The sequence below is a fragment of the Paraconexibacter sp. AEG42_29 genome, from assembly GCF_040581415.1.
Lineage (GTDB): Bacteria > Actinomycetota > Thermoleophilia > Solirubrobacterales > Solirubrobacteraceae > Paraconexibacter.
Genome location: NZ_CP114014.1, coordinates 16,910 through 39,060, shown reverse-complemented (window position 1 = coordinate 39,060; position 22,151 = coordinate 16,910). Strand labels below are relative to the sequence as shown.

General features: G+C 71.9%; 20 protein-coding genes. 12 read left to right on the top strand and 8 right to left on the bottom strand.

Annotation, left to right across the window (positions count from 1 at the left end; translation table 11 throughout):
• The first annotated feature begins 220 nt into the window (after positions 1 to 220).
• Together DSM112329_RS00170 and DSM112329_RS00165 are read left to right on the top strand one after the other, a co-directional pair.
• Positions 221 to 1,051, top strand: coding sequence for a FliA/WhiG family RNA polymerase sigma factor (locus tag DSM112329_RS00170; protein WP_354699779.1), 831 nt, complete (start codon positions 221 to 223; stop codon positions 1,049 to 1,051).
• A gap of 27 nt (positions 1,052 to 1,078) precedes the next feature.
• Entirely contained in the window at positions 1,079 to 1,948 is an 870-nt protein-coding gene (locus tag DSM112329_RS00165; RefSeq protein ID WP_354699778.1) for an AAA family ATPase, read from the top strand.
• Here DSM112329_RS00165 and DSM112329_RS00160 read toward each other — a convergent pair.
• Together DSM112329_RS00160 and DSM112329_RS00155 are read right to left on the bottom strand one after the other, a co-directional pair.
• Complete coding sequence (locus tag DSM112329_RS00160; protein ID WP_354699777.1) at positions 1,918 to 2,220, bottom strand: EscU/YscU/HrcU family type III secretion system export apparatus switch protein; 303 nt, start codon at positions 2,218 to 2,220, stop codon at positions 1,918 to 1,920. The genes DSM112329_RS00165 and DSM112329_RS00160 overlap by 31 nt on opposite strands.
• Positions 2,207 to 2,854: a hypothetical protein gene (locus tag DSM112329_RS00155; RefSeq protein ID WP_354699776.1), complete on the bottom strand. Its 648-nt coding sequence runs from the start codon at positions 2,852 to 2,854 to the stop codon at positions 2,207 to 2,209. The genes DSM112329_RS00160 and DSM112329_RS00155 overlap by 14 nt, the downstream gene beginning before the upstream one ends.
• 47 nt (positions 2,855 to 2,901) lie before the next feature.
• On the opposite strand from DSM112329_RS00155, the gene DSM112329_RS00150 reads away from it, so the two are divergent.
• Complete coding sequence (locus DSM112329_RS00150) at positions 2,902 to 3,591, top strand: flagellar hook-basal body protein (RefSeq protein ID WP_354699775.1); 690 nt, start codon at positions 2,902 to 2,904, stop codon at positions 3,589 to 3,591.
• A gap of 350 nt (positions 3,592 to 3,941) precedes the next feature.
• Here DSM112329_RS00150 and DSM112329_RS00145 read toward each other — a convergent pair whose 3' ends face one another.
• Positions 3,942 to 7,652, bottom strand: a complete 3,711-nt coding sequence (locus tag DSM112329_RS00145; RefSeq protein ID WP_354699774.1) for an FG-GAP-like repeat-containing protein — start codon at positions 7,650 to 7,652, stop codon at positions 3,942 to 3,944.
• 218 nt (positions 7,653 to 7,870) lie between these two features.
• Here DSM112329_RS00145 and DSM112329_RS00140 point away from each other — a divergent pair, with 218 nt between their 5' ends.
• The 9 genes from DSM112329_RS00140 to DSM112329_RS00100 all read left to right on the top strand — a co-directional run bounded on the left by DSM112329_RS00140 (position 7,871) and on the right by DSM112329_RS00100 (position 15,053).
• Positions 7,871 to 8,608, top strand: a complete 738-nt coding sequence (locus tag DSM112329_RS00140; protein ID WP_354699773.1) for a flagellar hook-basal body protein — start codon at positions 7,871 to 7,873, stop codon at positions 8,606 to 8,608.
• 1 nt (position 8,609) lies between these two features.
• Positions 8,610 to 8,912, top strand: a complete 303-nt coding sequence (locus tag DSM112329_RS00135) for a hypothetical protein (protein WP_354699772.1) — start codon at positions 8,610 to 8,612, stop codon at positions 8,910 to 8,912.
• Positions 8,909 to 9,472, top strand: coding sequence for a flagellar export chaperone FlgN (gene flgN / locus DSM112329_RS00130; protein ID WP_354699771.1), 564 nt, complete (start codon positions 8,909 to 8,911; stop codon positions 9,470 to 9,472). The genes DSM112329_RS00135 and flgN overlap by 4 nt, the downstream gene beginning before the upstream one ends.
• 3 nt (positions 9,473 to 9,475) lie before the next feature.
• Positions 9,476 to 10,786, top strand: coding sequence for a flagellar basal body rod C-terminal domain-containing protein (locus DSM112329_RS00125; protein ID WP_354699770.1), 1,311 nt, complete (start codon positions 9,476 to 9,478; stop codon positions 10,784 to 10,786).
• Between the two features lie 9 nt (positions 10,787 to 10,795).
• Complete coding sequence (gene flgL / locus DSM112329_RS00120) at positions 10,796 to 11,692, top strand: flagellar hook-associated protein FlgL (RefSeq protein WP_354699769.1); 897 nt, start codon at positions 10,796 to 10,798, stop codon at positions 11,690 to 11,692.
• A 50-nt stretch (positions 11,693 to 11,742) separates the two neighbouring features.
• The gene (gene fliW / locus DSM112329_RS00115; RefSeq protein WP_354699768.1) at positions 11,743 to 12,201 is read left to right on the top strand and encodes a flagellar assembly protein FliW; all 459 of its coding nucleotides are present in this window, start codon (positions 11,743 to 11,745) and stop codon (positions 12,199 to 12,201) included.
• Positions 12,202 to 12,228: 27 nt separating this feature from the next.
• Positions 12,229 to 12,480 carry a carbon storage regulator CsrA gene (csrA, locus tag DSM112329_RS00110; RefSeq protein ID WP_354699767.1) on the top strand — a complete coding sequence of 84 codons (252 nt, stop codon included), beginning with the start codon at positions 12,229 to 12,231 and terminating at the stop codon, positions 12,478 to 12,480.
• A gap of 58 nt (positions 12,481 to 12,538) precedes the next feature.
• Entirely contained in the window at positions 12,539 to 13,345 is an 807-nt protein-coding gene (locus DSM112329_RS00105; protein ID WP_354699766.1) for a flagellin, read from the top strand.
• A gap of 130 nt (positions 13,346 to 13,475) precedes the next feature.
• A complete protein-coding gene (locus tag DSM112329_RS00100) occupies positions 13,476 to 15,053 on the top strand; it encodes a protein kinase (RefSeq protein WP_354699765.1) in 1,578 nt (525 codons plus the stop codon).
• On the opposite strand, the gene DSM112329_RS00095 is transcribed toward DSM112329_RS00100, so the two are convergent.
• From DSM112329_RS00095 to DSM112329_RS00075, 5 genes are read right to left on the bottom strand one after another with little or no spacing between them, the layout of a single operon-like run.
• Positions 15,050 to 16,024, bottom strand: coding sequence for a D-alanine--D-alanine ligase family protein (locus tag DSM112329_RS00095; protein WP_354699764.1), 975 nt, complete (start codon positions 16,022 to 16,024; stop codon positions 15,050 to 15,052). The genes DSM112329_RS00100 and DSM112329_RS00095 overlap by 4 nt on opposite strands.
• Positions 16,021 to 18,036, bottom strand: coding sequence for a Stk1 family PASTA domain-containing Ser/Thr kinase (gene pknB / locus DSM112329_RS00090; protein WP_354699763.1), 2,016 nt, complete (start codon positions 18,034 to 18,036; stop codon positions 16,021 to 16,023). Before pknB ends, DSM112329_RS00095 begins: the two co-directional genes overlap by 4 nt.
• 1 nt (position 18,037) lies before the next feature.
• Complete coding sequence (locus tag DSM112329_RS00085) at positions 18,038 to 19,522, bottom strand: penicillin-binding protein 2 (RefSeq protein ID WP_354699762.1); 1,485 nt, start codon at positions 19,520 to 19,522, stop codon at positions 18,038 to 18,040.
• Positions 19,519 to 20,865: an FtsW/RodA/SpoVE family cell cycle protein gene (locus DSM112329_RS00080; protein ID WP_354699761.1), complete on the bottom strand. Its 1,347-nt coding sequence runs from the start codon at positions 20,863 to 20,865 to the stop codon at positions 19,519 to 19,521. The genes DSM112329_RS00085 and DSM112329_RS00080 overlap by 4 nt, the downstream gene beginning before the upstream one ends.
• A 6-nt stretch (positions 20,866 to 20,871) precedes the next feature.
• On the bottom strand, positions 20,872 to 22,149 hold the full coding sequence (locus DSM112329_RS00075; RefSeq protein WP_354699760.1) for a Stp1/IreP family PP2C-type Ser/Thr phosphatase: 1,278 nt from the start codon (positions 22,147 to 22,149) through the stop codon (positions 20,872 to 20,874).
• Between the last annotated feature and the right edge of the window lie 2 nt (positions 22,150 to 22,151).

Sequence of the window (22,151 nt, the reverse complement as noted above, 5' to 3'; positions counted from 1 at the left end):
CGTCCGCGCGCGCCTGCAGGCCCTCGCGTACGGGACTACGAGGCCGGTGGCAACCACGCCGCCGCGGCTCATACGTGGCGCGGACGCCCCTCCCCACTTCTGGGTAGTGCGTCCATCCACGGATGTCCACGGACGAATACCGCAAAGGGGGGATAGCAAGAAATCCGACAAGCCCCGATACAGAGCGTGTCCCCCCTGCCGCACGAGAAGGAGCTGCGAGATGTCGCTCGCCACCGCCACCACCCGCCCCACCGGAACCCGTCGCCGCATGTCCTCTGAGGACGTCCTCGCGCTGTGGACCGAGTACCAGCGCACGAACGACCGCGCCCTCCGCGACCGTCTGGTGCTGACCTTCGCCCCGCTGGTGAAGTACATCGTCTACAAGAAGGTCCGCGAGATGCCGGCCCGCTGCGAGGTGGAGGACTTCATCTCCTGCGGCCTCGAGGCGCTGATCCAGTCGATCGACCGCTACGACCCCGAGAAGGGCGCGACGCTCGAGCAGTACGCCTGGACGCGGATCCACGGCGCGGTCCTGGACGAGCTGCGCCGGCAGGACTGGGCGCCCCGCTCCGTCCGCCGCTGGGAGCGCGACATCGACCGCGCGGCCGACGCCTTCACCGTCCTGCACGGCCGCCGCCCGACGAACCCCGAGCTGGCGGCATCGATGGGCATCACGGTCGAGGAGCTGCGCCGGCACCGCGACGAGGTGACCCGCAGCGACATGACGTCGCTCAACACGCTCGTGCTGTCGGACGACGAGACGAACATCGAGCGCATCGACACCATCGCGTCGCAGGACCTGTCCGTCGACCCGATGCACGCGACGGCCAAGGACGAGGCGAAGGACAAGTTCCGCGCCGCGTTCGCCCGCTTGCCCCAGCGCGAGCGCGAGGTCGCGGTGATGCTCTACGTCAAGAACCTCACGCTCGCGGAGATCGGCACGGTCCTCGGGGTGTCCGAGTCGCGGGTCTGCCAGATCCACGGCCAGCTGAAGAAGACGCTCCGCAAGGCGCTCGCGGACGACGAGCAGCTCTTCCAGCTCGTCGCTTAGCCGCCGCCCGTCCGCTAGAACCGTCGGATGGACGACGGGGACGACGCGGGCGGGGACGACGCAGGCGACGGGCTGCAGGACGAGCTCTCGGCGCGGGCGCGTGCCGAGGCCCTGGCCCGCCGCGTCGCCGAGCGCGAGACGAGCACACGGCGCCCCGGACCCGGACCCTACGTCCGCGGCCTGCGGCGCGAGCCGGGATCATGGGGCGACGGGCATCCCTACGACCTGCCCGTGATGGCGGCCGCCGGGACGATCGACCTCGACGCGCCGATCACCCTGCTGGCCGGCGACAACGGCACCGGCAAGTCGACGTACGTCGAGGCGCTCGCCGAGGCGATGGGCTTCGCGCCCGAGGGCGGCGAGCTCGAGCGATCGGGCGAGGACGAGAAGGCGCCGCGGCCCCGGACCGTCCTGGGCGGCGCTCTGCGCCCGGCCCTCACGCGCACGAAGCCCGCCGGCGGCTACTTCCTGCGCGCCGAGAGCTTCTTCGGCGTGGCGGCCTTCGTCGACAGCGGCCACAAGTACGCGCCCGACCTGTCCCTGTACGGCGACGTTCCGCTCCACGGCCAGTCGCACGGCCAGTCGTTCCTCGCGCTGGCGGCGAACCGCTTCGGCGGGCACGGCCTCTACCTGCTCGACGAGCCGGAGGCGGCGCTGTCCTTCAGCGGGCTGCTCGCGCTGCTGGCGGTGATGGTCCGGGCGGCCGACGACGGCGCGCAGTTCGTGGTCGCCACCCACTCCCCCGTCCTGCTCGCGTGTCCCGGCGCGCGCATCTACGAGCTCGACGAGGACGGCGTGGCTCCGTGCGCGTTCGACGACCTCGAGTCGGTCCGCCTGCTGCGCGGCTTCCTGGACGCGCCGGAGCGCTACCTGCGCGCGGCGCTCGGTCCGGACTGAGGCTGCGTGAGGCGGTACGCCCAGACCAGCGCCTCGGCGACCGCGGCGTAGAGCTCCTCCGGGATCTCCTCGGTCAGCCGCAGCTGCTCGAGCGCCTGCACCAGGGCCGGGTCCTCCCGCACGGGGACGCCGGCCTGGCGGGCGGTGTCGACGATGCGCTGCGCGACGTGTCCCGCGCCGGTCGCCACCACCCGCGGCGCGCTGTCGGTGTCGGTCCGGTAGCGCAGCGCCGTCGCGCGCAGGCGCGGCGGCGGCTGCTCAGGCGCTGACATCGAGCGCCTGCCTACGCGGGTGGAGGGTCACCAGGAGCGGCCGGCCGGTGGCGGCGGCCAAGGCCGCCCGCAGCTCCGGGAGCGCGGCGCGGGCCGCCTGCGCCGGGACCCCGTCGCTGCAGGCGACCGCGCAGGACAGCGCGTCCACGCGCACGTCGAGCCGCCCGAGCTGCGGCGTGTCCAGGCGCAGCCACACCGCCCCCGCGCCGCCACGTCCCGAGCGCCCGCCGCCGCCGGCTCCCCCGTCCTGCGACCCGGCCAGCTCGGCGTGGACCTGCACCTGCGCGCCCCCGGGCAGCGGAAAGGCGACCACCGGCGCGGTCGCCGCCGACGGGGGGCCGGACGGCGGCGCCGGGGCATCGGCGTCCTCGACCACCTGCAGCAGCACCCCCTCCGGCCGGGTCTCTACCACCTGGAGCCGCAGGCGTGCGCCGGCGTGGATCGCGTCGGGGAGGCGGGCGACGACCGGTGCGCCGTTGAGCAGCATCAGCCCGTGGTCGCCGGACCGCTCGGTCACCCGTCCGAAGAGCATCAGCCCCGGCCGCAGGGCGGTGTCGCCGATGGCGCTGCGCAGGATCGCGAGGTCGACGGCGATGGTCGGCAGCGGCACGGTCACGCCACCGTGATCGACCACGGGCCGCCGACCTCAAGCAGGCCCGCGGGGCGCCGACCACGGTGGGCATGGAACGTGGTCTCTACATCGCCGCCTCCGGGATGCTCTCCGAGCTGACCCGCCAGAACCAGCTCGCGAACGACCTCGCCAATGTGTCGACGGCGGGCTACAAGGCCGACCGCGTCAGCCAGCGCTCGTTCGGCGAGCTGCTGCTGTCGAACACGAAGACCGGCGAGACGATCGGCCGCCTCGGCCTGGGCAGCGAGATCACGAAGTTCACCACCGACCTCAGCGCGAAGCCGCTGAAGCAGACCGACGAGCCGCTCGACCTCGCGGTCGCCGGCGAGGGCTTCTTCGCGGTGCAGACCGAGGCGGGCGTCCGCTTCACCCGCAACGGCGCGTTCGCGTCCGGCGCGAACGGCACGCTCGTCGACCAGCTGGGCAACGCCGTCCTCGGGCCTGACCGCCGACCCGTGACGCTCGCGGCAGACGGCACGGTCGCGTCGACCGCGGTCGGTGTCTTCGCCGTCGCGAACGCGACGAAGGCGGGCGACGCGCTCTTCACCGGGACGGCGGGTGGCCCGGCCACCGGGTCCGTCAAGGCCGGTCACCTGGAGGGCTCGGGCGTGGACTCCGCCCACACGATGATCGAGATGCTCGGGTCCCTGCGGGCCTTCGAGGCCTCGCAGCGCGCGATCACGACGATCGACCAGACGCTGCAGAAGGCGTCGAACCAGGTCGGCTCGATGACGGGCTGACCGGCGCCGCAGGCGCTTCAGGGCCAGGGAAACTCCGGATGGCCGGGGCCGGGCGCCGACCCTAGCCTCCGCGGCGTGATCTGCCACCTGTCCCGGCTCACGATTCTGGCCGCCGGGCCGGTCCTGGTCCGCCTGACCTGCCGGGCGCGGGCGCTCGCAGCGGCTGCACGGGGACCGCGGCGCTGGCGTGCCGCCACGCGTCGGCCTCCCGGCACGGTCGGGGCCCACCGTGAAGCTGCGGATCCCGGGCGGCGCGCGGCGGGTGGTCGCACGGCGCTCCGGACGGGTCCGGCGGAGAACGGGCTGCCGCCAGTGACGCTGGGCGTCACCAGCGGCAGCCGATTCGTCGGTCAGCGGCGGCGGCGGGCGCCCGCGAGCGGCTTGACGCGCTGCTCCCCGCGGATCCCGCGCAACTGGTTGCCCGTGTACTGCACCGACAGCGTGCCGACCGCTGCGACGCCGGCCGGCAATGTGCGGCTGACCGACCAGCGCCCGCCCTTGATCAGGCCGCGAGCGGTGACGGCGTACAGACGGCCGGCCTTCTCGGCCAGGAACGCCACCCGCACCACGCCCTTCGCCCGGCGATCGACCGTCCCCGACACCTTCAGCACCCCGCCGCTCACCGACGCCTGCGTGACCGCCAGCAGCGCCCGGCCCGACGCCGCGCGGAGGCGCACGATCTCCGCCGCCGTGTCCGCGTCACCGGCGTAGCTGAGGGTCACGATCCCGCTCTTCGCCCTGCCGGCCGGCAGCCGCACCCGGATCTTCACCGGGCCGCCGCTCTTCGGCACCGGCACCGTGAACCGCGTCGTACGGCCACCGGACAGGAACGAGCCCGACAGGACGCCGCTCGCCCGCGGACCGATCACCGCGAGCACGTCCAGCGACCGGCCCAAACCCACCGCCCGCAACAGCCCGCCGGCGGAGAGCACCCGGGCGCGCAGCACCTGCAGCTGCGACGGCAGCTGGCCCGGAAGACCGACCGGACCATCACCACCACCGATCGCGCCGCCCGCCCCGATACCGATGCCGGTTGGGCCACCGGTCCCCGTGCTAGGCGTGCCACCCGCGGGCTGACCGCCACCGCCGCCACCCGAGGCGCCGCCGCCGGTGCCGCCAGAGCCACCCGGACCCGCCGGCGTCGTCGGGACGCCCGGGGGCGTGGGTGTGGTCGGGGCATCGGGGGTCGTCGGCGTGACCGGCGTCGGCGGCGTCGTGGGAGTCGACCCGCCGCCGCCACCGCCGGCGCGCGTGCCGGTACCCGACAACGCCACCGACACTGTCGGCGACACCGGATCGCTCGACGCCACATCCAGCGACGCCGAGAACGACCCCGCCGCACCCGGCGCGAACACCACCTGCACCACACACGACCCACCATCCGCCACCGACGTCCCCGAACACCCATCGGCGTCGACCGCGAACTGGCCCGCATCCGCACCAGAGATCGTCACGCCCGTCACGCTCACCGCAGCGCCCGTCATGTTCGAGAACGTCACCGCCCCTGCGACCGACGACGCCCCCGCCCGCGTCGCCGCGAACGCCACCGACCCCGGAGCCACCGACACCACCCCGGGGGGCGCCGGGGGCAGCTGCAACATCACGGTGGCGGTGTTGGCGCCCGCGTTGGCGGTGACGAGGTCGCGGAAGCCGTCCCCGTTCAGATCGCCCACCGCCACCGAACGCGGGGAGTTGCCGGTCGCCGGGGACTGCGGGGACGCGGTGAACGTCCCGTCGCCCTTGCCGGTGCTGCCCGCCTCATCCCCCAGAAGCACCGACACGCTGTTGGAGCCCCCGTTGGCGGTGACCAGATCCGGGATCGTGTCCCCGTTCAGATCACCCACCGCCACCGAATACGGGTTGGCGCCGGTCGCCGGGGACTCCGGCGACGCGGTGAACGTCCCGTCGCCCTTCCCCGTGCTACCCGCCTCATCCCCCAGAAGCACCGACACGCTGCTGGAGCCCAGGTTCGCGGTGACCAGGTCCGGGATCGTGTCCCCGTTCAGATCACCCACCGCCACAGAAAACGGGTCCGTGCCGGTCGCCGGGGACTCCAGGGACGCGGTGAACGTCCCGTCGCCCCTGCCCGTGCTACCCGCCTCATTCCCCAACAGCACCGACACGTCGTTGGAGCTCAGATTGGCGGTGACCAGATCCGGGATCGTGTCCCCGTTCAGATCACCCACCGCCACCGAATACGGAAGGCTGCCGGTCGCCGGGGACTCCAGGGACGCGGTGAACGTCCCATCGCCCCTGCCCGTGCTACCCGCCTCATCCCCCAACAGCACCGACACGTCGTTGGAGCTCAGATTGGCGGTGACCAGATCCGGGATCGTGTCCCCGTTCAGATCACCCACCGCCACCGAATACGGGAGGCTGCCGGTTGCCGGGGACTCGGGGGACGCGGTGAACGTCCCGTCGCCCTTGCCCGTGCTACCCGCCTCATCCCCCAAAAGCACCGACACGTCGTTCGAGTTTGCGTTGGCGGTGACCAGGTCGGGGATCCCGTCCCCGTCCAGATCACCCACCGCCACCGAGAACGGGGAGGCGCCGGTTGCCGGGGACTCGGGGGACGCGGTGAACGTCCCGTCGCCCTTGCCCGTGCTACCCGCCTCATCCCCCAGAAGCACCGACACGTCGTTGGAGTCCGCGTTGGCGGTGACCAGATCCGGGATCGTGTCCCCGTTCAGATCACCCACCGCCACCGAATACGGGTTGCTGCCCGTCTGCGGCGACTCCGGGGACGCGGTGAACGTCCCGTCGCCATTGCCCGTGCTGCCCGCCTCATCCCCCAAAAGCACCGACACGTTGTTGGAGTTCTGGTTGGCGGTGACCAGGTCCGGGATCGTGTCCCCGTTCAGATCACCCACCGCCACCGAACGCGGGGAGGGGCCGGTCCGCGGGGACTCCGGGGACGCGGTGAACGTCCCGTCGCCCTTGCCCGTGCTGCCCGCCTCATCCCCCAAAAGCACCGACACGTTGTTGGAGTTCAGGTTGGCGGTGACCAGGTCCGGGATCGTGTCGCCGTTCAGGTCACCCACCGCCACCGAATACGGGTCGGTGCCGGTCGCCGGGGACTCCGGGGACGCGGTGAACGTCCCGTCGCCCCGGCCCGTGCCGCCCGCCTCATCCCCCAACAACACCGACACGCTGTCGGAGCCCGGGTTGGCGGTGACCAGATCCGGGATCGTGTCCCCGTTCAGATCACCCACCGCCACCGAATACGGGTTGCTGCCGGTCGACGGGGACTCCGGGGACGCGGTGAACGTCCCGTCGCCCTTGCCCGTGCTACCCGCCTCATCCCCCAAAAGCACCGACACGTCGTTGGAGTTCACGTTGGCGGTGACCAGGTCCGGGATCGTGTCGCCGTTCAGGTCACCCACCGCCACCGAGAACGGGCCGGTGCCGGTCGACGGGGACTCCAGGGACGCGGTGAACGTCCCGTCGCCCTTGCCCGTGCTGCCCGCCTCATCCCCCAAAAGCACCGACACGTTGCTGGAGCCCGCGTTGGCGGTGACCAGATCCGGGATCGTGTCCCCGTTCAGATCACCCACCGCCACCGAAAAGGGGGAGGTGCCGGTCGACGGGGACTCCAGGGACGCGGTGAACGTCCCGTCGCCCCGGCCCGTGCTGCCCGCCTCATCCCCCAAAAGCACCGACACGTTGCTGGAGCTCAGGTTGGCGGTGACCAGATCCGGGATCGTGTCCCCGTTCAGATCACCCACCGCCACCGAATACGGGTTGCTGCCCGTCTGCGGCGACTCCGGGGACGCGGTGAACGTCCCATCGCCCTTGCCCGTGCTACCCGCCTCATCCCCCAAAAGCACCGACACGTTGTTGGAACTCAGGTTGGCGGTGACCAGATCCGGGATCCCGTCCCCGTTCAGATCACCCACCGCCACCGAGAACGGGTTGACGCCGGTCGCCGGCGGCACCGAGCTCGAGAACACCGGCGAGTACGCACCGGCCGTCTGCGCCCCCAGGCCCGCGAACGCCAGCACGAGCGCGAACGCCGCTCCCGCCGTGCGCAGCGCACGGCCTTCCGTCAGCACGACCCGCATACGAACCCCATCCCAATCGGTTAGGAAGCCCGTCTGCAGGCCGCTAGATTTTCAACTATTTAGTATATGCAGCAAGGTGAGCGGCGCGACGCCGGGTACGACGGCGAACTGCGCTCAACCCCCGCCGCTACCGGCCGACTACTCCGGCTGACCAGGAGCCCACCGACTGGACCGCCCTCTGGCGGAGGCCGGCGCTCCACCCCACCGGAGATCGCATCGTGCTCTCAGGCATGTACAGCGCCGCCGCCGGCATGGCGGCACAACAGCAGCGGATGGACGCGGCGGCGAACGACCTCGCCAACGTAAACACGACGGGCTACAAGCACGTCCGGGTGGCGTTCCGCGACCTCGCCTACGCGCCGGCCGGCTTCGGCGGGACGCAGGACGTCCTGATCGGCGGCGGCACCGCGGCGACCTCGCTCGGCCGCAGCCTCGACCAGGGTGCGCTGAAGGTCACCGGCCAGCCGCTCGACGTGGCGCTGCGGGGCGCCGGCTTCATCGCCGTCCGCGGCGCCGACGGACAGCCCGCCCTGACCCGGGACGGCGCGCTGCGCACCGACGACCAGGGCCGCATCGTCACCGGCGGCGGCCTGCTGCTGGACCCGCCCATCACCGTCCCCGCCGGGAGCACCACCCAGGACGTGCACGTCGCCGAGGACGGGACCGTCAACGTCGGCGGCACCGTCATCGGCGCGCTGCGGCTGCTCACCGTCCCCAATCCGAGCGCCCTCGCCGGCGGGCCGGACAACACCTTCCTCGCCACCGCGGCCTCCGGCGCCGCCGGCACGGCACCCCGCACGACGACCGTCACGCAGGGCGCACTCGAGGGCTCGAACGTCGACCTCGGCGCGGCCATGGTGAACATGATGGAGGCGCAGCGCGGCTTCGAGCTCGCAAGCAAGGCCATCACCTACCAGGACCAGATGGCCGAGATCGCCAACGGGATCAGGCGCTGACATGAGCCCGCCGTCCACCACCGACGCCGCCACGAACCGCCTGCTCGCGGGCGAGCTCGCGAAGTCGATGTGGGCGACGGCCAAGCCGCAGGCCTCTGGGTCCGATGCCGACAGTGGCGGCATCACGTCCGGCGCCGAGACCTTCGCCACCCTGTTCACCGACGTCCTCGCCGACGCGATCGCGGGCGTCGATGTGCCACCACGTGCGCCGGTGGCAGGTGGTGGCACATCGAGCAGCCCCAGCGCCAGCCTCGGTGACCCGACATCCGCACAGCTACGGGCCGGACGGACGGGCTCCCGATGAGCACCGCCCTTGCCGCCCCGGCCCGCTCCCCCCTCGGCGACGCCGTGCTCGCCCACCTGCAGGTGCAGCTCGAGTCGGCGTCCGCCCTGCTGCAGGCCTGCATCGCGCAGTACCGCGCGATCCGCGACCGCGACGTCGAGCAGGTCCTCGCCCGCATGGCCGACATGCAGGCCGAGTCCGAGCGCCGTGGCCGCCTGGAGCGCGAGCGCACCGTCCTGCTCCAGCACGCCGCCGGCCGCCTCGGCATCCCCGCGCACACCGTCACCCTCGAGGCGCTGAACACGCTCCTGGATCCGATGACCGCCGACGAGGCGCGCCAGCGGTCCGCCCAGCTGCGCGGGACGTTGAACGAGCTCCAGCGCCAGCACCAGATCAACCGCGTGCTGATGAAGCAGGAGCTCGCGTTCGTCGAGCACCTCACGCGCATGCTCACCGGCGGCGCCGGCGTCGACGACCCGGACACCTACTCGCGACCCGGCACCCCGGCGGCGATGGGCCGGCCCGGCGGCGGCGCCGGCGGCTACGGCCCGTCCCTTCGCGGCCTGGATCTGCAGGTCTAGCGCGTGGCGATCTCCAGCTTCACCGGCCTGCAGACCTCCCTGCGCGCGCTGATGGCGCAGCAGGCGGCGCTCGACACGACCGCGCACAACATCGCGAACATCAACACGGTCGGCTACACGCGCCAGACGACCGAGCTGAGCGCCGCGCTCCCCTACACGCTGCCCGCCGGCATCACCCAGACCGGGTCCGGCGCGCAGATCGGCGCGGGCGTCGACGTCCTTGCCTTCAAGCGCGCCCGCGAGGTCTTCGGCGACCTGCAGTACCGCGCGCAGCAGATGCTCGGCGGGCAGGCCTCGACGCAGGCCCAGGCCCTCGACCAGGCCCAGGACCTCGCGGGCGAGCCGTCGGACACGGGCATCAACCACCTTCTCTCGAAGTACTACGACGCCTGGCAGGACGTTGCGGACCACCCCGAGTCCACGTCCGCCAAGGCCGCTCTCGTCGGTCACGCGAAGTCGCTCGCCACCGCGATCAACCAGCTCGACAAGGGCCTCGCACAGATCCAGACGACGGCAGCCGGCGCGTACGCGCAGCAGACCGGCGCCGCGGGCCCCGTCCAGACAGCAGCGACGGAGATCGCCGCCCTCAACGGCGGCATCAAGGACGCCCTCGCCCGCGGCCAGTCGCCGAACGACCTGCTCGACCGCCGCGACCTCCTCCTCGACCAGCTCTCCGCGCTCGGGCAGCTGTCGACGACCGACCTCGGCGGCGGCGCGATCAGCGTGCAGTTCGGGGACGCCGCCGCCCCGCTCGTCAACGACACGACGGTCACCTGGCCGCAGACCCTGACCGCTGCGACCGGCGGCAAGCTCGGCGCGCTCATCGACCTCGGCAGCCCGACCGGCACGATCGGCGCCTACCGCGCCGACCTCGACGCGGTGGCGAGCTCGCTGGCGACCACCACCAACGCCATCCACCCGACCGCGTTCTTCAGCGGCACCACGGCCGCCTCCCTGACCGTCGTGGCCACCAGCGCGACGGTCGCCGCCGGCTCGACCGCGGCCGCCGGGGCAAACGACCTCGCGCTGTCGCTGGCGGCCCTGCGCGGCGGGGGGACCGACACCACCTACGCAGGCCTGATCCAGAACATGGGCGCCGGCGCCGCGGACGCCCAGCGCCGCGCCGACACGGCAAAGAGCCTGTCCGCCTCGGCCGACCAGCGCCGCCAGTCGGTCAGCGGCGTCTCCCTGGACGAGGAGCTCACCGACATGCTCAAGTTCCAGCGCGGCTACCAGGCCGCCTCCCGGGCGCTCTCGACGATGGACGAGATGCTGGACGTGCTCATCAACCGCACCGGCCGGGTCGGCCTGTAGCCCGCCGTCATGTCCGTGCGCATCACCGGCCAGTCGATGTCCGCCCGCGTGCTCGGCGACCTGCAGGCCGCGCAGGCGCGGATCGCGCGCACGCAGCAGCAGGTCTCCACCGAGCGGCGGATCAACCAGGCGTCCGACGACGCGCTGGGGACGACCAGGGCGCTCGCTGCCCGGACGACGCTGGCGACGGTCGCCAAGCACCAGGACTCGATCGCCGACGCCACCTCACGCGTGTCGGCCACGGGCAGCGCGCTCTCGCAGATCACCGAGGTGATGCACCGGGTGCGCGAGCTCACCGTCCAGGCCGCCAACGGCGCGACCACCGACACGGGCCGCGCGGCGATCAACAAGGAGATCGGCGAGCTCGTCAACACGGTCAAGGACGCCGCCAACCTGAAGGTCGGGGACGCGTACATCTTCGGCGGCACCGCCACCACGACCAAGCCGTACGCGTCCGGGCCGGTGGACACCTACGCGGGGGACGCCGGCACCATCGCCCGCACCATCGGCCCCGGTGTCTCGCTGCAGGTCAACGTCACCGGTGCCGACGTCCTGGGCAGCGGCGGCGGGGACGGGCAGCTGCTCGACACGCTGCGCACGATCCAGGCGCACCTGACCGCGAACGACACCACCGCGCTGAGCGCCGACCTCAAGCGCCTGGACACGAACCTCGACACGATCGGCGCCGTCCAGGCGACCATCGGCGCGACGCAGAACCGCCTCGACGCCGCCATGTCACGGCTGGACGACACCGCAGCAACGACCAACAAGGTCCTGTCGGACGTCGAGGGCATCGACCTCACCGAGGCGCTGCTGAACCTCAACTCGCAGTCCAGCGCCTACCAGGCCGCCCTGAAGACGGCCGCGAACGTCCTGCAGCCGTCGCTGCTGGACTTCCTGCGCTGACGGCCGACTACCCAGGCCACCCCCTCGATCCCGGAGGACCCCAACCGCTCATGTCCGTCACCCTGCACAGCACCCGCTTCGGGCCGCTCGAGATCCCCGAGGAGGCCGTCATCGACTTCCCGACGGGTCTCATCGGCCTCGGCGGCTCGCGGTACGCGCTGCTCGCCCGCGACGACGATGCCGCCTTCGTCTGGCTGCACTCGCTCGACGACCCGCAGCTCGCCGTCCCCGTCACGAATCCGTGGCGCTTCTTCGGCAGCTACGAGGTCGAGCTCTCCGACGAGGAGGCCGAGCGCATCGGCGTCCAGGACGCCGCCGCGACCTCGGTCTACGTCACCGTCCGCGCCGCCGAGTGCCTCGAGGACTTCTGCGCGAACCTCGCCGCCCCCATCCTGATCGCCGGCGGACGCGGCCACCAGATCATCAACCAGGCGGCCGACGCACCGGTTCGGGCCCCGCTCTTCGCGGACCTCGCCCACGGCCACGACGCCGGCGCACGAGCGGCTTAGACCCGACCCCGCCGGTACGCTCGCACGATGCTCATCATCACCCGCCGTCCCGGAGAGAAGCTGATGATCGGTGACGACGTGGTCATCGAGGTCATCGAGGTGAGCGGATCGAGTGTCCGCATCGGCATCGCCGCGCCGAAGTCCGTCCCGGTGTACCGGGAGGAGATCTACAGCGCCGTCAAGGCCGAGAACACGGCGGCTGCCACCGCCGACCCCGGACAGCTCCCCGAGGAGCTGCCGGCGCAGTCCCCCCAGAAGTCCTCCCCGCCAGGGAGCTAGTCCCCAGGGACCCGATCCGTCCCCTCCCCCACATCCATGGAAGGAGCCGTGACACCCCATGTCACTGCGCATCAACAACAACACGGAAGCCTTCAACGCGCATCGTCAGCTGATGCAGACGAGCGACAAGCTCAGCAAGTCGATGGAGAAGCTCTCCTCCGGCTACCGCATCAACAGCGCATCGGACGACGCCGCCGGCCTCGGGATCTCCGAGAAGATGCGCGGCCAGGTCCGCGGCCTCGCCCAGGCGCAGCGCAACATCCAGGACGGCGTCTCGATGACGCAGACCGCGGAGGGCGGCCTCGACGAGGTCCACTCGATGCTCCAGCGCGTCCGCGAGCTGGCGGTCCAGTACAAGAACGGATCCCTCAGCACCACGAACCAGGCGGCGGTCCAGACCGAGGTCAACGCCCTCGCGTCCGAGATCGAGCGGATCGGCGCCACCGCGCAGTTCAACGGCATCAACGTGCTCAGCGGGACGACGGCCAGCGTGACCTTCCAGGTCGGCGCCAACGACGGCGAGACCATCTCCGTCGCGCTGCCCAGCCTCGGGACGACGGTCGGCACGTCCTTCACGAGCCTCGGGGCGGCCACCGCCCTGACGGACATCGACGCCGCCATCGACCGCGTGAGCGCCGCGCGATCGAACTTCGGCGCGGTCCAGAACCGCCTCGAGCACACGCTGACCGTCCAGGCCACCACGCAGGAGAACCTGATGTCGGCCGAGTCGCGGATCCGCGACGTCGACATGGCGGACGAGATGACGAAGCTGACGAAGAGCCAGATCCTCACGCAGGCCGGGACGGCGATGCTGTCGCAGGCCAACCAGGCGCCGAACTCGGTGCTGTCGCTGCTGCGGCCCTGACCCCTGGCACCGCCCGCCGCTCGATGTGCCACCACGTGCCACCCGCGCACGTGCCGGCACATCGACGCCGGGGTGGGCGGCGGCGTGCGACGTCCGCTCGATGCGGGGCCAGCGCCTACCATTGAGGGCAGTGACCGCAGTCGGCACCTCGCTCTCTGGCCGCTACCGGCTCGACGCCCAGATCGGCGCGGGCGGGATGTCGACCGTCTTCCGCGCGTTCGACACGACCCTCGAGCGCCAGGTCGCCATCAAGGTGATGCACCTGCACATCGCCGCCGACGCCGACCAGCTCGAGCGCTTCCGCCGCGAGGCACGGGCCGTCGCCCGTCTGAGCCACCCCCACGTCGTCGGCGTGATCGACGCCGGGGAGGACGACGGCACGCAGTACATCGTCTTCGAGTACGTCCAGGGCGAGACGCTGAAGGAGCGCATCCGCCGCCTCGGAAAGCTGCCGATCAGCGAGGCCGTCGCCTATGCGATCGAGATCGCCCGCGCCCTCGGCGCGGCCCACGAGCAGGGCATCGTCCACCGCGACGTGAAGCCCCAGAACGTCCTGATCGACGAGGAGGGGACGGCCAAGGTCACGGACTTCGGCATCGCGCGCACCCGCGACCAGGCCGGGCTGACCCAGGACGGCCGCGTCCTCGGGACGACCGACTACGTCTCCCCCGAGCAGGCGCTCGGCCACCCGGTCACCGGCCAGTCCGACCTCTACTCGCTCGGCATCGTGCTGTTCGAGATGCTGACCGGCGACGTGCCGTTCAAGGGCGAGGGCCAGGTGGCCGTCGCCATGAAGCACGTCCGGGAGGACCTGCCCGACGTCCAGATCCGCCGCCCCGAGGTGTCGAGCGCGCTGGCGGCGGTCGTCGACCGGGCCACCGCGAAGGACCTCGACGAGCGCTATCCCGACGACCAGCAGTTCATCAGCGACCTCGAGGACGTGCTCTCGATCGAGGTCTCGCGGTCGGGCCAGATCACGGGCGAGGCGACCGTCGTCTTCAAGACCCTCCCGGCGAAGACCCGCCGGCGGGTACCCACGTTCGTCCAGCATCCGATGCGGCTCTTTGCGGTCCTGGCCTTCCTCGCGGTCGTGGCCGTGGCGCTGGCGATCCTGCTCGAGGACAACACGACCCGGGGCACGCGCAACGCCGTCACGCCGCCGGCCAAGAGCGTGCCGGGCACGCGCGGCGTCTCGCTCGCCCAGGACAGCGCGCACGACTACGACCCCTTCGGGGCGCCCGACCAGGAGGAGCACCCCGAGGACGCCAAGAACGTCGTCGACGGGGACCCGAACACCTCGTGGAAGACCGAGCGCTACACCGGCGGCACGCTCGGCGGCAAGTCCGGCGTCGGCATATACGTCGACGCCGACCCGGGCGCGAACGGCAACCGGCTGCAGATCGACTCGATCGAGACCGGCTGGCGCGGGACGATCTACGGGGCCAGGAGCGGCCCGCCGAAGACGATCACCGACCCGGGCTGGGTGGTGATCGGCGACATCGGCAGGGCCACGAAGACGACGACCATCGACCTCCCCGGCACCCGCTACCGCTACTTCCTCGTCTGGATCCAGCAGCTCCCGCCGGGCAAGGAGAGCCTCGGCATCAAGGAGGTCCGCCTCTACCAGCGCGTGATGAACCGCGTCCCGGCCACGCCCGCGGCCGGCACCCGCTCGGAGCCCGCGACGGACGACGCCGCCGCCGGCTAGAAGCGGCTGGCCCGCTCGCCGGCGAAGCGCGCGATGCCGACCTCGCACAGGCGCGTCAGCAGCGCCGGGTACTCGAGGCCCGACGCCGCCCAGAGCTTGCCGTAGACGCTCGTCGGGGTCTGCCCCGGCATCGTGTTCAGCTCGTTGAGCAGCACGGTCTCGCCGTGGACGAAGAAGTCCGCGCGCGCCAGCCCGCTGCAGCCGGCCGCGGTGAAGGCCCGCGCCGCCAGCTCCTTGACCCGTGCGGCGGCGGACTCCGAGATCCGCGCCGGCACCATCAGCTCCATCCCGCCCGGCGTGTACTTCGCGGCGTAGTCGTACCACTCGCTCGCGATGACGATCTCCCCCGCGACCGACACCTCGGGCGCCTCGGTCAGGCCCAGCACCGAGCACTCGACCTCGAGGGCCCCGTCCGGCGCGGTCGCCTCGACGATCACCCGTGAGTCGTGGGCGAACGCGAGATCCAGCGCGGCGTCGAGCTCGTCGGCCGCCTTGACCTTCACGATGCCCACCGACGAGCCCAGGCGCGCGGGCTTCACCCAGCACGGCAGGCCAAGGCCGCTGACGTCGAGCCGCTCGCGGTCGTGGGCCAGCGCGGCCGCGTAGCCCACCTGGTCCAGCCCCGCCTGCGCCATCAGGTCCTTGAAGACGAGCTTGTCCATGCACGCCGCGCTCGCCAGCACGCCCGAGCCGACGTACGGCACGTCGAGCAGCTCGAGCAACCCTTGCACCGTGCCGTCCTCGCCGAACGGCCCGTGCAGGACCGGGAACGCGACATCGGCGCCGAGCAGCCCGCCGGCGGCGCGCAGCTGGACCTCGGCGCCGTCGTGCCACCACGTCCCGTCGCGGCGCAGCTGGACGTCCACGACGTCGTGCCCGGCCGCAGCGAGCCCGACCCGGACCGCGGCCGCGCTCGTCAGGGAGACGTCGTGCTCGGACGACCGCCCGCCGCCGAGCACCGCGATCCTCACGGCGTCGTGCCCGGCGTCGTGGTCGTCGTCCCTGTCGTGGGCGGCGTCGGGGTGGTCCCCCCGGTGCTCGTGGTCCCCGGCTCGGGGTCGAGGTTCGGGTCGAAGGACCCGATCGTGACGGTCACGGTCTGCCCTTCCTTCAGCTTCTTCGGGGACCCCGGACTCTGCTTCAGGACCTTGTCGTCGTCGTCGGGGGAGTCGACCGGCTCGACGTTCTGGACCACCTTGAAGCCCGCGGCGGCCAGCTCGGCCCCGGCGTCGGTCCCGCTCTTGCCGATGACGTTCGGGACCTCGGTCGCCTCCGGTGCCTTCGCGACGACGATCGCCACGGACGATCCCTTCTCGACCTCGGTGGTCGCCGGCGTGCCCTGGCTGAGGACGATCCCGGGCTCCTTGTCCTCGGACTCCTGCTCGGTGACGGTCGCCTTCAGGCCGGCGTCGTCGAGCGCGCTCTCGGCGGCCTCCCGCGTCAGGCCGACCACCTGCGGCACGCCCACCTCGGCCGGGCCGAGCGACACGATCGAGGTGACCTCCTGCCCGCGCTCGAGCGACGTCCGGGCGGGCGGGTTGGTGGAGATGACGTGGTCCTTCGCGATCTCGTCGTCGTTCTGCTCACGCTCGACGACCTTGTAGCCCGCCGCCTGCAGCGCCTTGAACGCCTTGCGGCGGCCGAAGTCGGTGACGTCCGGCACCTGCCCGGTGCCTGGCCCGGAGCTGACCGTGAGGCGGACCGTCGCGCCTTCGTCGGCCTTCGTCGCGCCCTCGGGCGACTGCCCGATCACGATGCCCCGCGCCTTATCGTTCTGCGCGGTGACGATGTCCACGGCGAAGCCCTTGTCCTTCAGCGCGACCTCGGCCTGGGCCTGCTCCGCGCCGACCACCGACGGGACGGTCACCTCCTTGCCGCCGCCCAGGAGCAGCAGCCCGCCCACGACGAGCGCCACCACCACGAGCCCGGCGATCAGCGCGGGCAGCCAGCGGGAGGACTTCTCGTCGTCGCGCACGGGACCCGGCTGGGGGGTCGGCGGATAGGTCTGCTCGGAGGGCAGCCCGTACATCGCGGCGAGCTCGTAGCTTGAGGTGCCGCCGGAGCTCGTCTCGCCCCAGCCACCACCCGTCGCGGGCCCGGGGACCGCGCCGCCCGGGATGTAGGCGGTGACGTCGGTCGGGTCCGCGGCCCCGAGCCCGCTGCGCGTGGCCTCGAGCGCGTTGATGAACGCCTCGGCGTCGGCCGGGCGGTCGGCCGGGTCCTTGGCCAGCGCGCGCATGACGACCTGCTCGAGCGCGGGCGTCACGGCGCCGTTGAGGCGCGAGGGCGGGACGGGCTGCGCGCTGACCTGCTTGAGCGCGATCGACACGGCGCTGTCGCCCTCGAACGGGACCTTGCCGGTCAGCAGCTCGTAGAGGACGATCCCGACCGAGTAGAGGTCGCTGCGGGCGTCGACCGGCTGGCCCTGCGCCTGCTCGGGGGACAGGTACTGCGCGGTCCCCATGATCGACCCGGTCTGGGTCATCTCGCTCGCGCCGGCCAGCGCGATGCCGAAGTCGGTGACCTTCGCGCGGTCCTCGCTGTCGACGATGACGTTGTGCGGCTTCAGGTCGCGGTGGATGATGCCGCGCTTGTGGGCGAAGCGAGCGGCGCGCAGGACCTGCTCGATGAGGTCGACGGCGCGGGCCGGGTCGAGCGGGCCCTCGTCGATGACGACCTGCTTGAGGGTGCGGCCCTCGAGGTACTCCATCGCGATGTACTGGGTCCCGTCCTCCTCCCCGCGGTCGTAGACGCCGACGACGTTCGGGTGCTGCAGGCCGGCAGCGGACGAGGCCTCGCGGCGGAAGCGCTCCACGAACTCGGCGTCCTCGGCGAAGCGGCGGTACAGGAGCTTGAGTGCGACCTTGCGGCCGAGCTGCAGGTCCTCGGCGCAGTACACGTCCGCCATCCCGCCCGATCCGAGGCGGTTCAGCACGCGGTAGCGGCCGTCGATGATGGTGCCTTCTGCGGGGCGGCCGGTCATGTCAGGGCGTCTTCTTCTCGTTGAGCAGGGTCTGGATGAGCTGTTTGGCGATCGGCGCAACGACATCGCCGCCGAAGCCGACCACGTCGTCGACCGTGACGGCGATCGCCACCTCGGGGTCGCTCGCGGGGGCGAACGCGATGAACCACAGCTTGTTCTTGGCGCCCGGGCCCAGCGTCGTCTCCGCCGTCCCGGTCTTGCCGGCGACCTGGACGCCGGGGATCTGCGCGGCGCCGCCGGTGCCGCGCTCGACGACGGCGACCATCGCCTCGGTGACGTCGGCCGCCGCGGACTCCGAGATGACCTCGGACTGGACCTCCGGCTCGATCGTCCGCGTCGTCCGGCCGTCGCGGTCGACCAGCCGCGCGCCGATGTGCGGCTTCATCAGGACGCCCTTGTTCGCGATCGTCGCCGCCACCTGGGCCATCTGCAGCGGGGTGACCAGCAGCTTGTCCTGGCCGATCCCGACGCGGCCGATGTCCGCGAAGGTGCTGGTCGGCGGGAACAGCCCGAGCGGGCCGCCCTGCTTCTTCGCCCGGTACTCGCCCGAGGCGGACATCGCGTTCTTCGGGTAGTCCAGCTGCGGCTTCTTGTTGAAGCCGAACCGGTCCATGTACTTCTTCATCGTCCCCTTGCCGAGGTCGACCGCCACCTGCGCGAAGGCGGTGTTCACCGACTTGGCGAGCGCGGTGACGAGGTCGACCGAGCCGAGCGACTCATTGAAGTCGTTCTTCAGCGGAACGCCGGAGATCGGGACGTTGTTCGTGCCGTCGACCGGGGTGTCGAGGTCGAACTTGCCCGAGTCCAGCGCAGCGGCCAGCGTCACGACCTTCATCGTCGACCCCGGCGCATAGCCGAACTGCAGCGCCCGGTTGACGAGCGGCCGGCGGGTGTCGTCCTTGTTGAAGCGGTCGAGCGCCCCGGTCTGGCGCAGGTCGTTCGGGTCGTAGCCGGGGACGGACGCCATCACCTTGACCGCGCCGGTCTGCGGGTCCAGCGCGACCGCCGAGCCGCCCTGCTCGGGGGAGGCGGCGGCGATCAGCTGCTCGGCCTGGGCCTGCGCCGTCGGGTCGATCGTCGTCTGCAGGTTGTCGCCGCCCTGCTCGCGGCCCGTCAGCTCGCCGAGCAGCGACTCGCTGTCGGACTGCTCGCCACGCAGGTCCTCGTCGTAGAACGCCTCCACGCCGGTCTGCCCCAGGCTCGCGTACGAGTACCCGATGGGGTGGCCGAAGAGGTCGCCCTGGGGATACCGCCGCGTGTAGACGCCGTCGCTGCGCTTGACCGAGCGGGCGATGACCTTGCCGTCCGCGTCGCGGATGACGCCACGCTTGATCTTCAGCCCGCGCAGCAGCGCGCGCCGGTTCTGCTCGGGACGGTCGTGGTTCAGCGAGTCCGCGTCGACGACCGTCCACCACGACGTGGCGCCGACGAGCAGCGCGAACATCATCATCGACACGATGAAGACGCGGGTGATCGGCTTGTTCATGCCTCCCTCCGCGCACGGTTGGAGACGAGCAGCAGCAACGCCAGCAGGACGAAGTTCGCGAGGATCGACGAGCCGCCGTAGGAGACGAACGGCAGCGTGACGCCGGTGAGCGGGATGACCTTCGTGACGCCGCCGACGATGACGAAGACCTGCAGGGCGAAGACGGTCGTCAGCCCGGCCGCGAGCAGCTTGGAGAACGAGTCCCGGGCCAGCATCGCGATCTTGAAGCCGCGCTGGACCACCAGGAGGTAGACGCACAGCAGGCCGGACGCGCCGATCAGGCCGAGCTCGTTGACGATCACCGCGTAGATGAAGTCCGTGTGCGGCGCCGGCAGCAGCGTGCACAGGCTGGCCCCTTCGCCGCACTGGCCCTTCGGCAGCTCGAGCACGGCCCCGCCGAAGCCCTTGCCCAGCAGCCCGCCGTCCGCCTGCGAGTAGAGCCCCTGCGCGAGCTGATAGCTGCCGCCCGCGCGGTCGGGGTTGAAGATCTCCGGGTCGAACGGCGTCTGCCAGGCGTCGATGCGGTCGGCGATGTGGCCGATGTGGCCGGCGACCAGGTAGGCCCCGCCGAAGAACAGCAGCAGGCCGATCACGACGAACGACAGGCGGTCGGTCGCGATGTAGACCATCGCCAGGAACGCGCCGAAGAACATCACCGACGAGCCGATGTCCCGGATGAAGAACAGCAGCAGCATCGCCGTGCCCCAGACCAGCAGCAGTGGGCCGAAGTGCTTCAACGGCGGGAACGTGATGCCGGCGAACCGGCGGGCGCCGAGGACCAGGACCTGCCGCGTGTCCCGCAGGTAGCTGGCCAGGAAGACGACGATGGCGATCTTCGCGAACTCGGCGGGCTGGATCGAGATCGAGCCGACCTTGATCGCGAGGTAGGCGCCGTTCGTCGGCTCGAACAGCCGTGGCAGCATCAGCAGCCCGATGCCGGCCAGGGCGATCGTGTACCGGTAGCGCTCGAGCTTGCCGTGGTCGCGCAGGACGACGATCGTGGTCGCCATCACCCCGACCCCGATGACGAACCACTGCGCCTGCTGGCGGGCCAGCTCGGCGTCGATCCGGTAGATCTCGACGAGGCCGAACGAGGCCAGCAGCGCCACCAGCGGGAACAGGTACGGGTCCGCGTCCGGGAGCGCGACCCGGAGCACCAGGTGGGCCGCGACGCAGACGCCGAGGAAGATGCCGCCGTACGTGAGCGAGACGTCGGAGACCTCGTTGGTCCCGTTGAGCCCGCCGATCAGATCGCCGCGCGAGAGGAAGATCGCCGCGAAGCCCGCGGTCAGCAGGAGCGCGGCGGGGATCAGCGCGAAGAGCTCGCGTGTGCGGGCGCTCACCGCTCGCTAACCGCCCTGGCCGACGAGCTTCGCCTGTTCGATCTGCTGGATCAGATCGGCTGCGTCGTCCCGCGAGCGCAGCTTGTGCGCGGTGACGGTGCCGCGGACCTTGTCGCTGAGCGTCACCGCCGGGACGCCGGAGCTGTAGTTGACGCTGTACGCCTCGACGCCGGCCGGCAGGTCGTACGGCATGCCGCGGAACAGGGTGACGAAGCCCTGGTCGTCGACGCCGACGAAGTAGACCGACTGGCTGGCGATCCAGGCGCCGAAGGCGATCGGGATGACGACGATGCCGCTGACGATCAGCCCGCGCATGATGCGGCGCGCGCGCCGGCCCCGCTTCTTCTTCTTGGGCTTTCCGGTGGCCGTGGGCACGCGCGGGACGCGGCGGTCGGGTGCGTCCGCCGCCGAGCGCGCCGGACGGCCGGACTCCACCGTCGGCGGCGCGGAGGCCACCGCGGAGCGGACCTCGTCGACCGTCGGCGCGGAGCTGCCGATCATGGTCTGCTCGGTCGGGTCGGCCCCGCCGGCGACGGTCGCGGGCCCGGCCCCCGTGCCGCTGACGTCCGCGATCCGGAACAGGATCACGGTGATGTTGTCCCGGCCGCCGGCGGCGTTCGCCGCGTCGATCAGCGTCCGGCCCGCCTCGCGCAGGGTGGCGGAGCCGTCGATCAGCTCGGCCAGGCGCTGGTCGTCGCGGACCATCGACGTCAGGCCGTCGGAGCAGATGAGGTAGATGTCGTCGAGCTGCACGCGCTCGGTGAAGTGGTCGACCAGGACGTGCTGCTCGGGACCGAGGGCGCGCGTGATGATCGACCGCTGCGGGTGCTCCTCCGCCTCCTCCGGCGTCAGGCGGCCCTCCTGCACGAGCTCCTCGACCAGCGAGTGGTCGCGGGTGAGCCGCGTGATGAGCCCGTCGCGGATGCGGTAGAGCCGGGAGTCGCCGACGTGGGCGATCGACAGCTCCTCCTCCTCCAGGTACGCGGCGGTGAGCGTCGTGCCCATGCCCGCGCGCTCCTCGTCGGTCCGCGAGAGCTCGTGGATCTGCGCGTTCGCCGCCTGGACCAGCGAGGCCAGCCGCTCCTCGATCGAGCCCTCCCCCGCGGGGATCCCGTGCTCGAAGACCGACACCGCGATACCGCTGGCGATCTCGCCCGCCTGGGCGCCGCCCATGCCGTCGGCGACCGCGAACAGGGGGCGCCGCGCGAAGTGCGAGTCCTCGTTCCCGCGCCGCTGCCGACCCTGGTCGGTGTCGTTGTAGACGTCGTTCGCGATTCCGAGCATGG

Excerpts from the sequence above, each read along its gene's own strand:
- DSM112329_RS00170 (WP_354699779.1), top strand. The coding sequence starts at position 221 with ATGTCGCTCGCCACCGCCACCACCCGCCCCACCGGAACCCGTCGCCGC.
- DSM112329_RS00165 (WP_354699778.1), top strand. The coding sequence starts at position 1,079 with ATGGACGACGGGGACGACGCGGGCGGGGACGACGCAGGCGACGGGCTG.
- DSM112329_RS00160 (WP_354699777.1), bottom strand. The coding sequence starts at position 2,220 with ATGTCAGCGCCTGAGCAGCCGCCGCCGCGCCTGCGCGCGACGGCGCTG.
- DSM112329_RS00150 (WP_354699775.1), top strand. The coding sequence starts at position 2,902 with ATGGAACGTGGTCTCTACATCGCCGCCTCCGGGATGCTCTCCGAGCTG.
- DSM112329_RS00145 (WP_354699774.1), bottom strand. The coding sequence starts at position 7,652 with ATGCGGGTCGTGCTGACGGAAGGCCGTGCGCTGCGCACGGCGGGAGCG.
- DSM112329_RS00135 (WP_354699772.1), top strand. The coding sequence starts at position 8,610 with ATGAGCCCGCCGTCCACCACCGACGCCGCCACGAACCGCCTGCTCGCG.
- flgN (WP_354699771.1), top strand. The coding sequence starts at position 8,909 with ATGAGCACCGCCCTTGCCGCCCCGGCCCGCTCCCCCCTCGGCGACGCC.
- flgL (WP_354699769.1), top strand. The coding sequence starts at position 10,796 with ATGTCCGTGCGCATCACCGGCCAGTCGATGTCCGCCCGCGTGCTCGGC.
- fliW (WP_354699768.1), top strand. The coding sequence starts at position 11,743 with ATGTCCGTCACCCTGCACAGCACCCGCTTCGGGCCGCTCGAGATCCCC.
- csrA (WP_354699767.1), top strand. The coding sequence starts at position 12,229 with ATGCTCATCATCACCCGCCGTCCCGGAGAGAAGCTGATGATCGGTGAC.
- DSM112329_RS00105 (WP_354699766.1), top strand. The coding sequence starts at position 12,539 with ATGTCACTGCGCATCAACAACAACACGGAAGCCTTCAACGCGCATCGT.
- pknB (WP_354699763.1), bottom strand. The coding sequence starts at position 18,036 with ATGACCGGCCGCCCCGCAGAAGGCACCATCATCGACGGCCGCTACCGC.
- DSM112329_RS00085 (WP_354699762.1), bottom strand. The coding sequence starts at position 19,522 with ATGAACAAGCCGATCACCCGCGTCTTCATCGTGTCGATGATGATGTTC.
- DSM112329_RS00075 (WP_354699760.1), bottom strand. The coding sequence starts at position 22,149 with ATGCTCGGAATCGCGAACGACGTCTACAACGACACCGACCAGGGTCGG.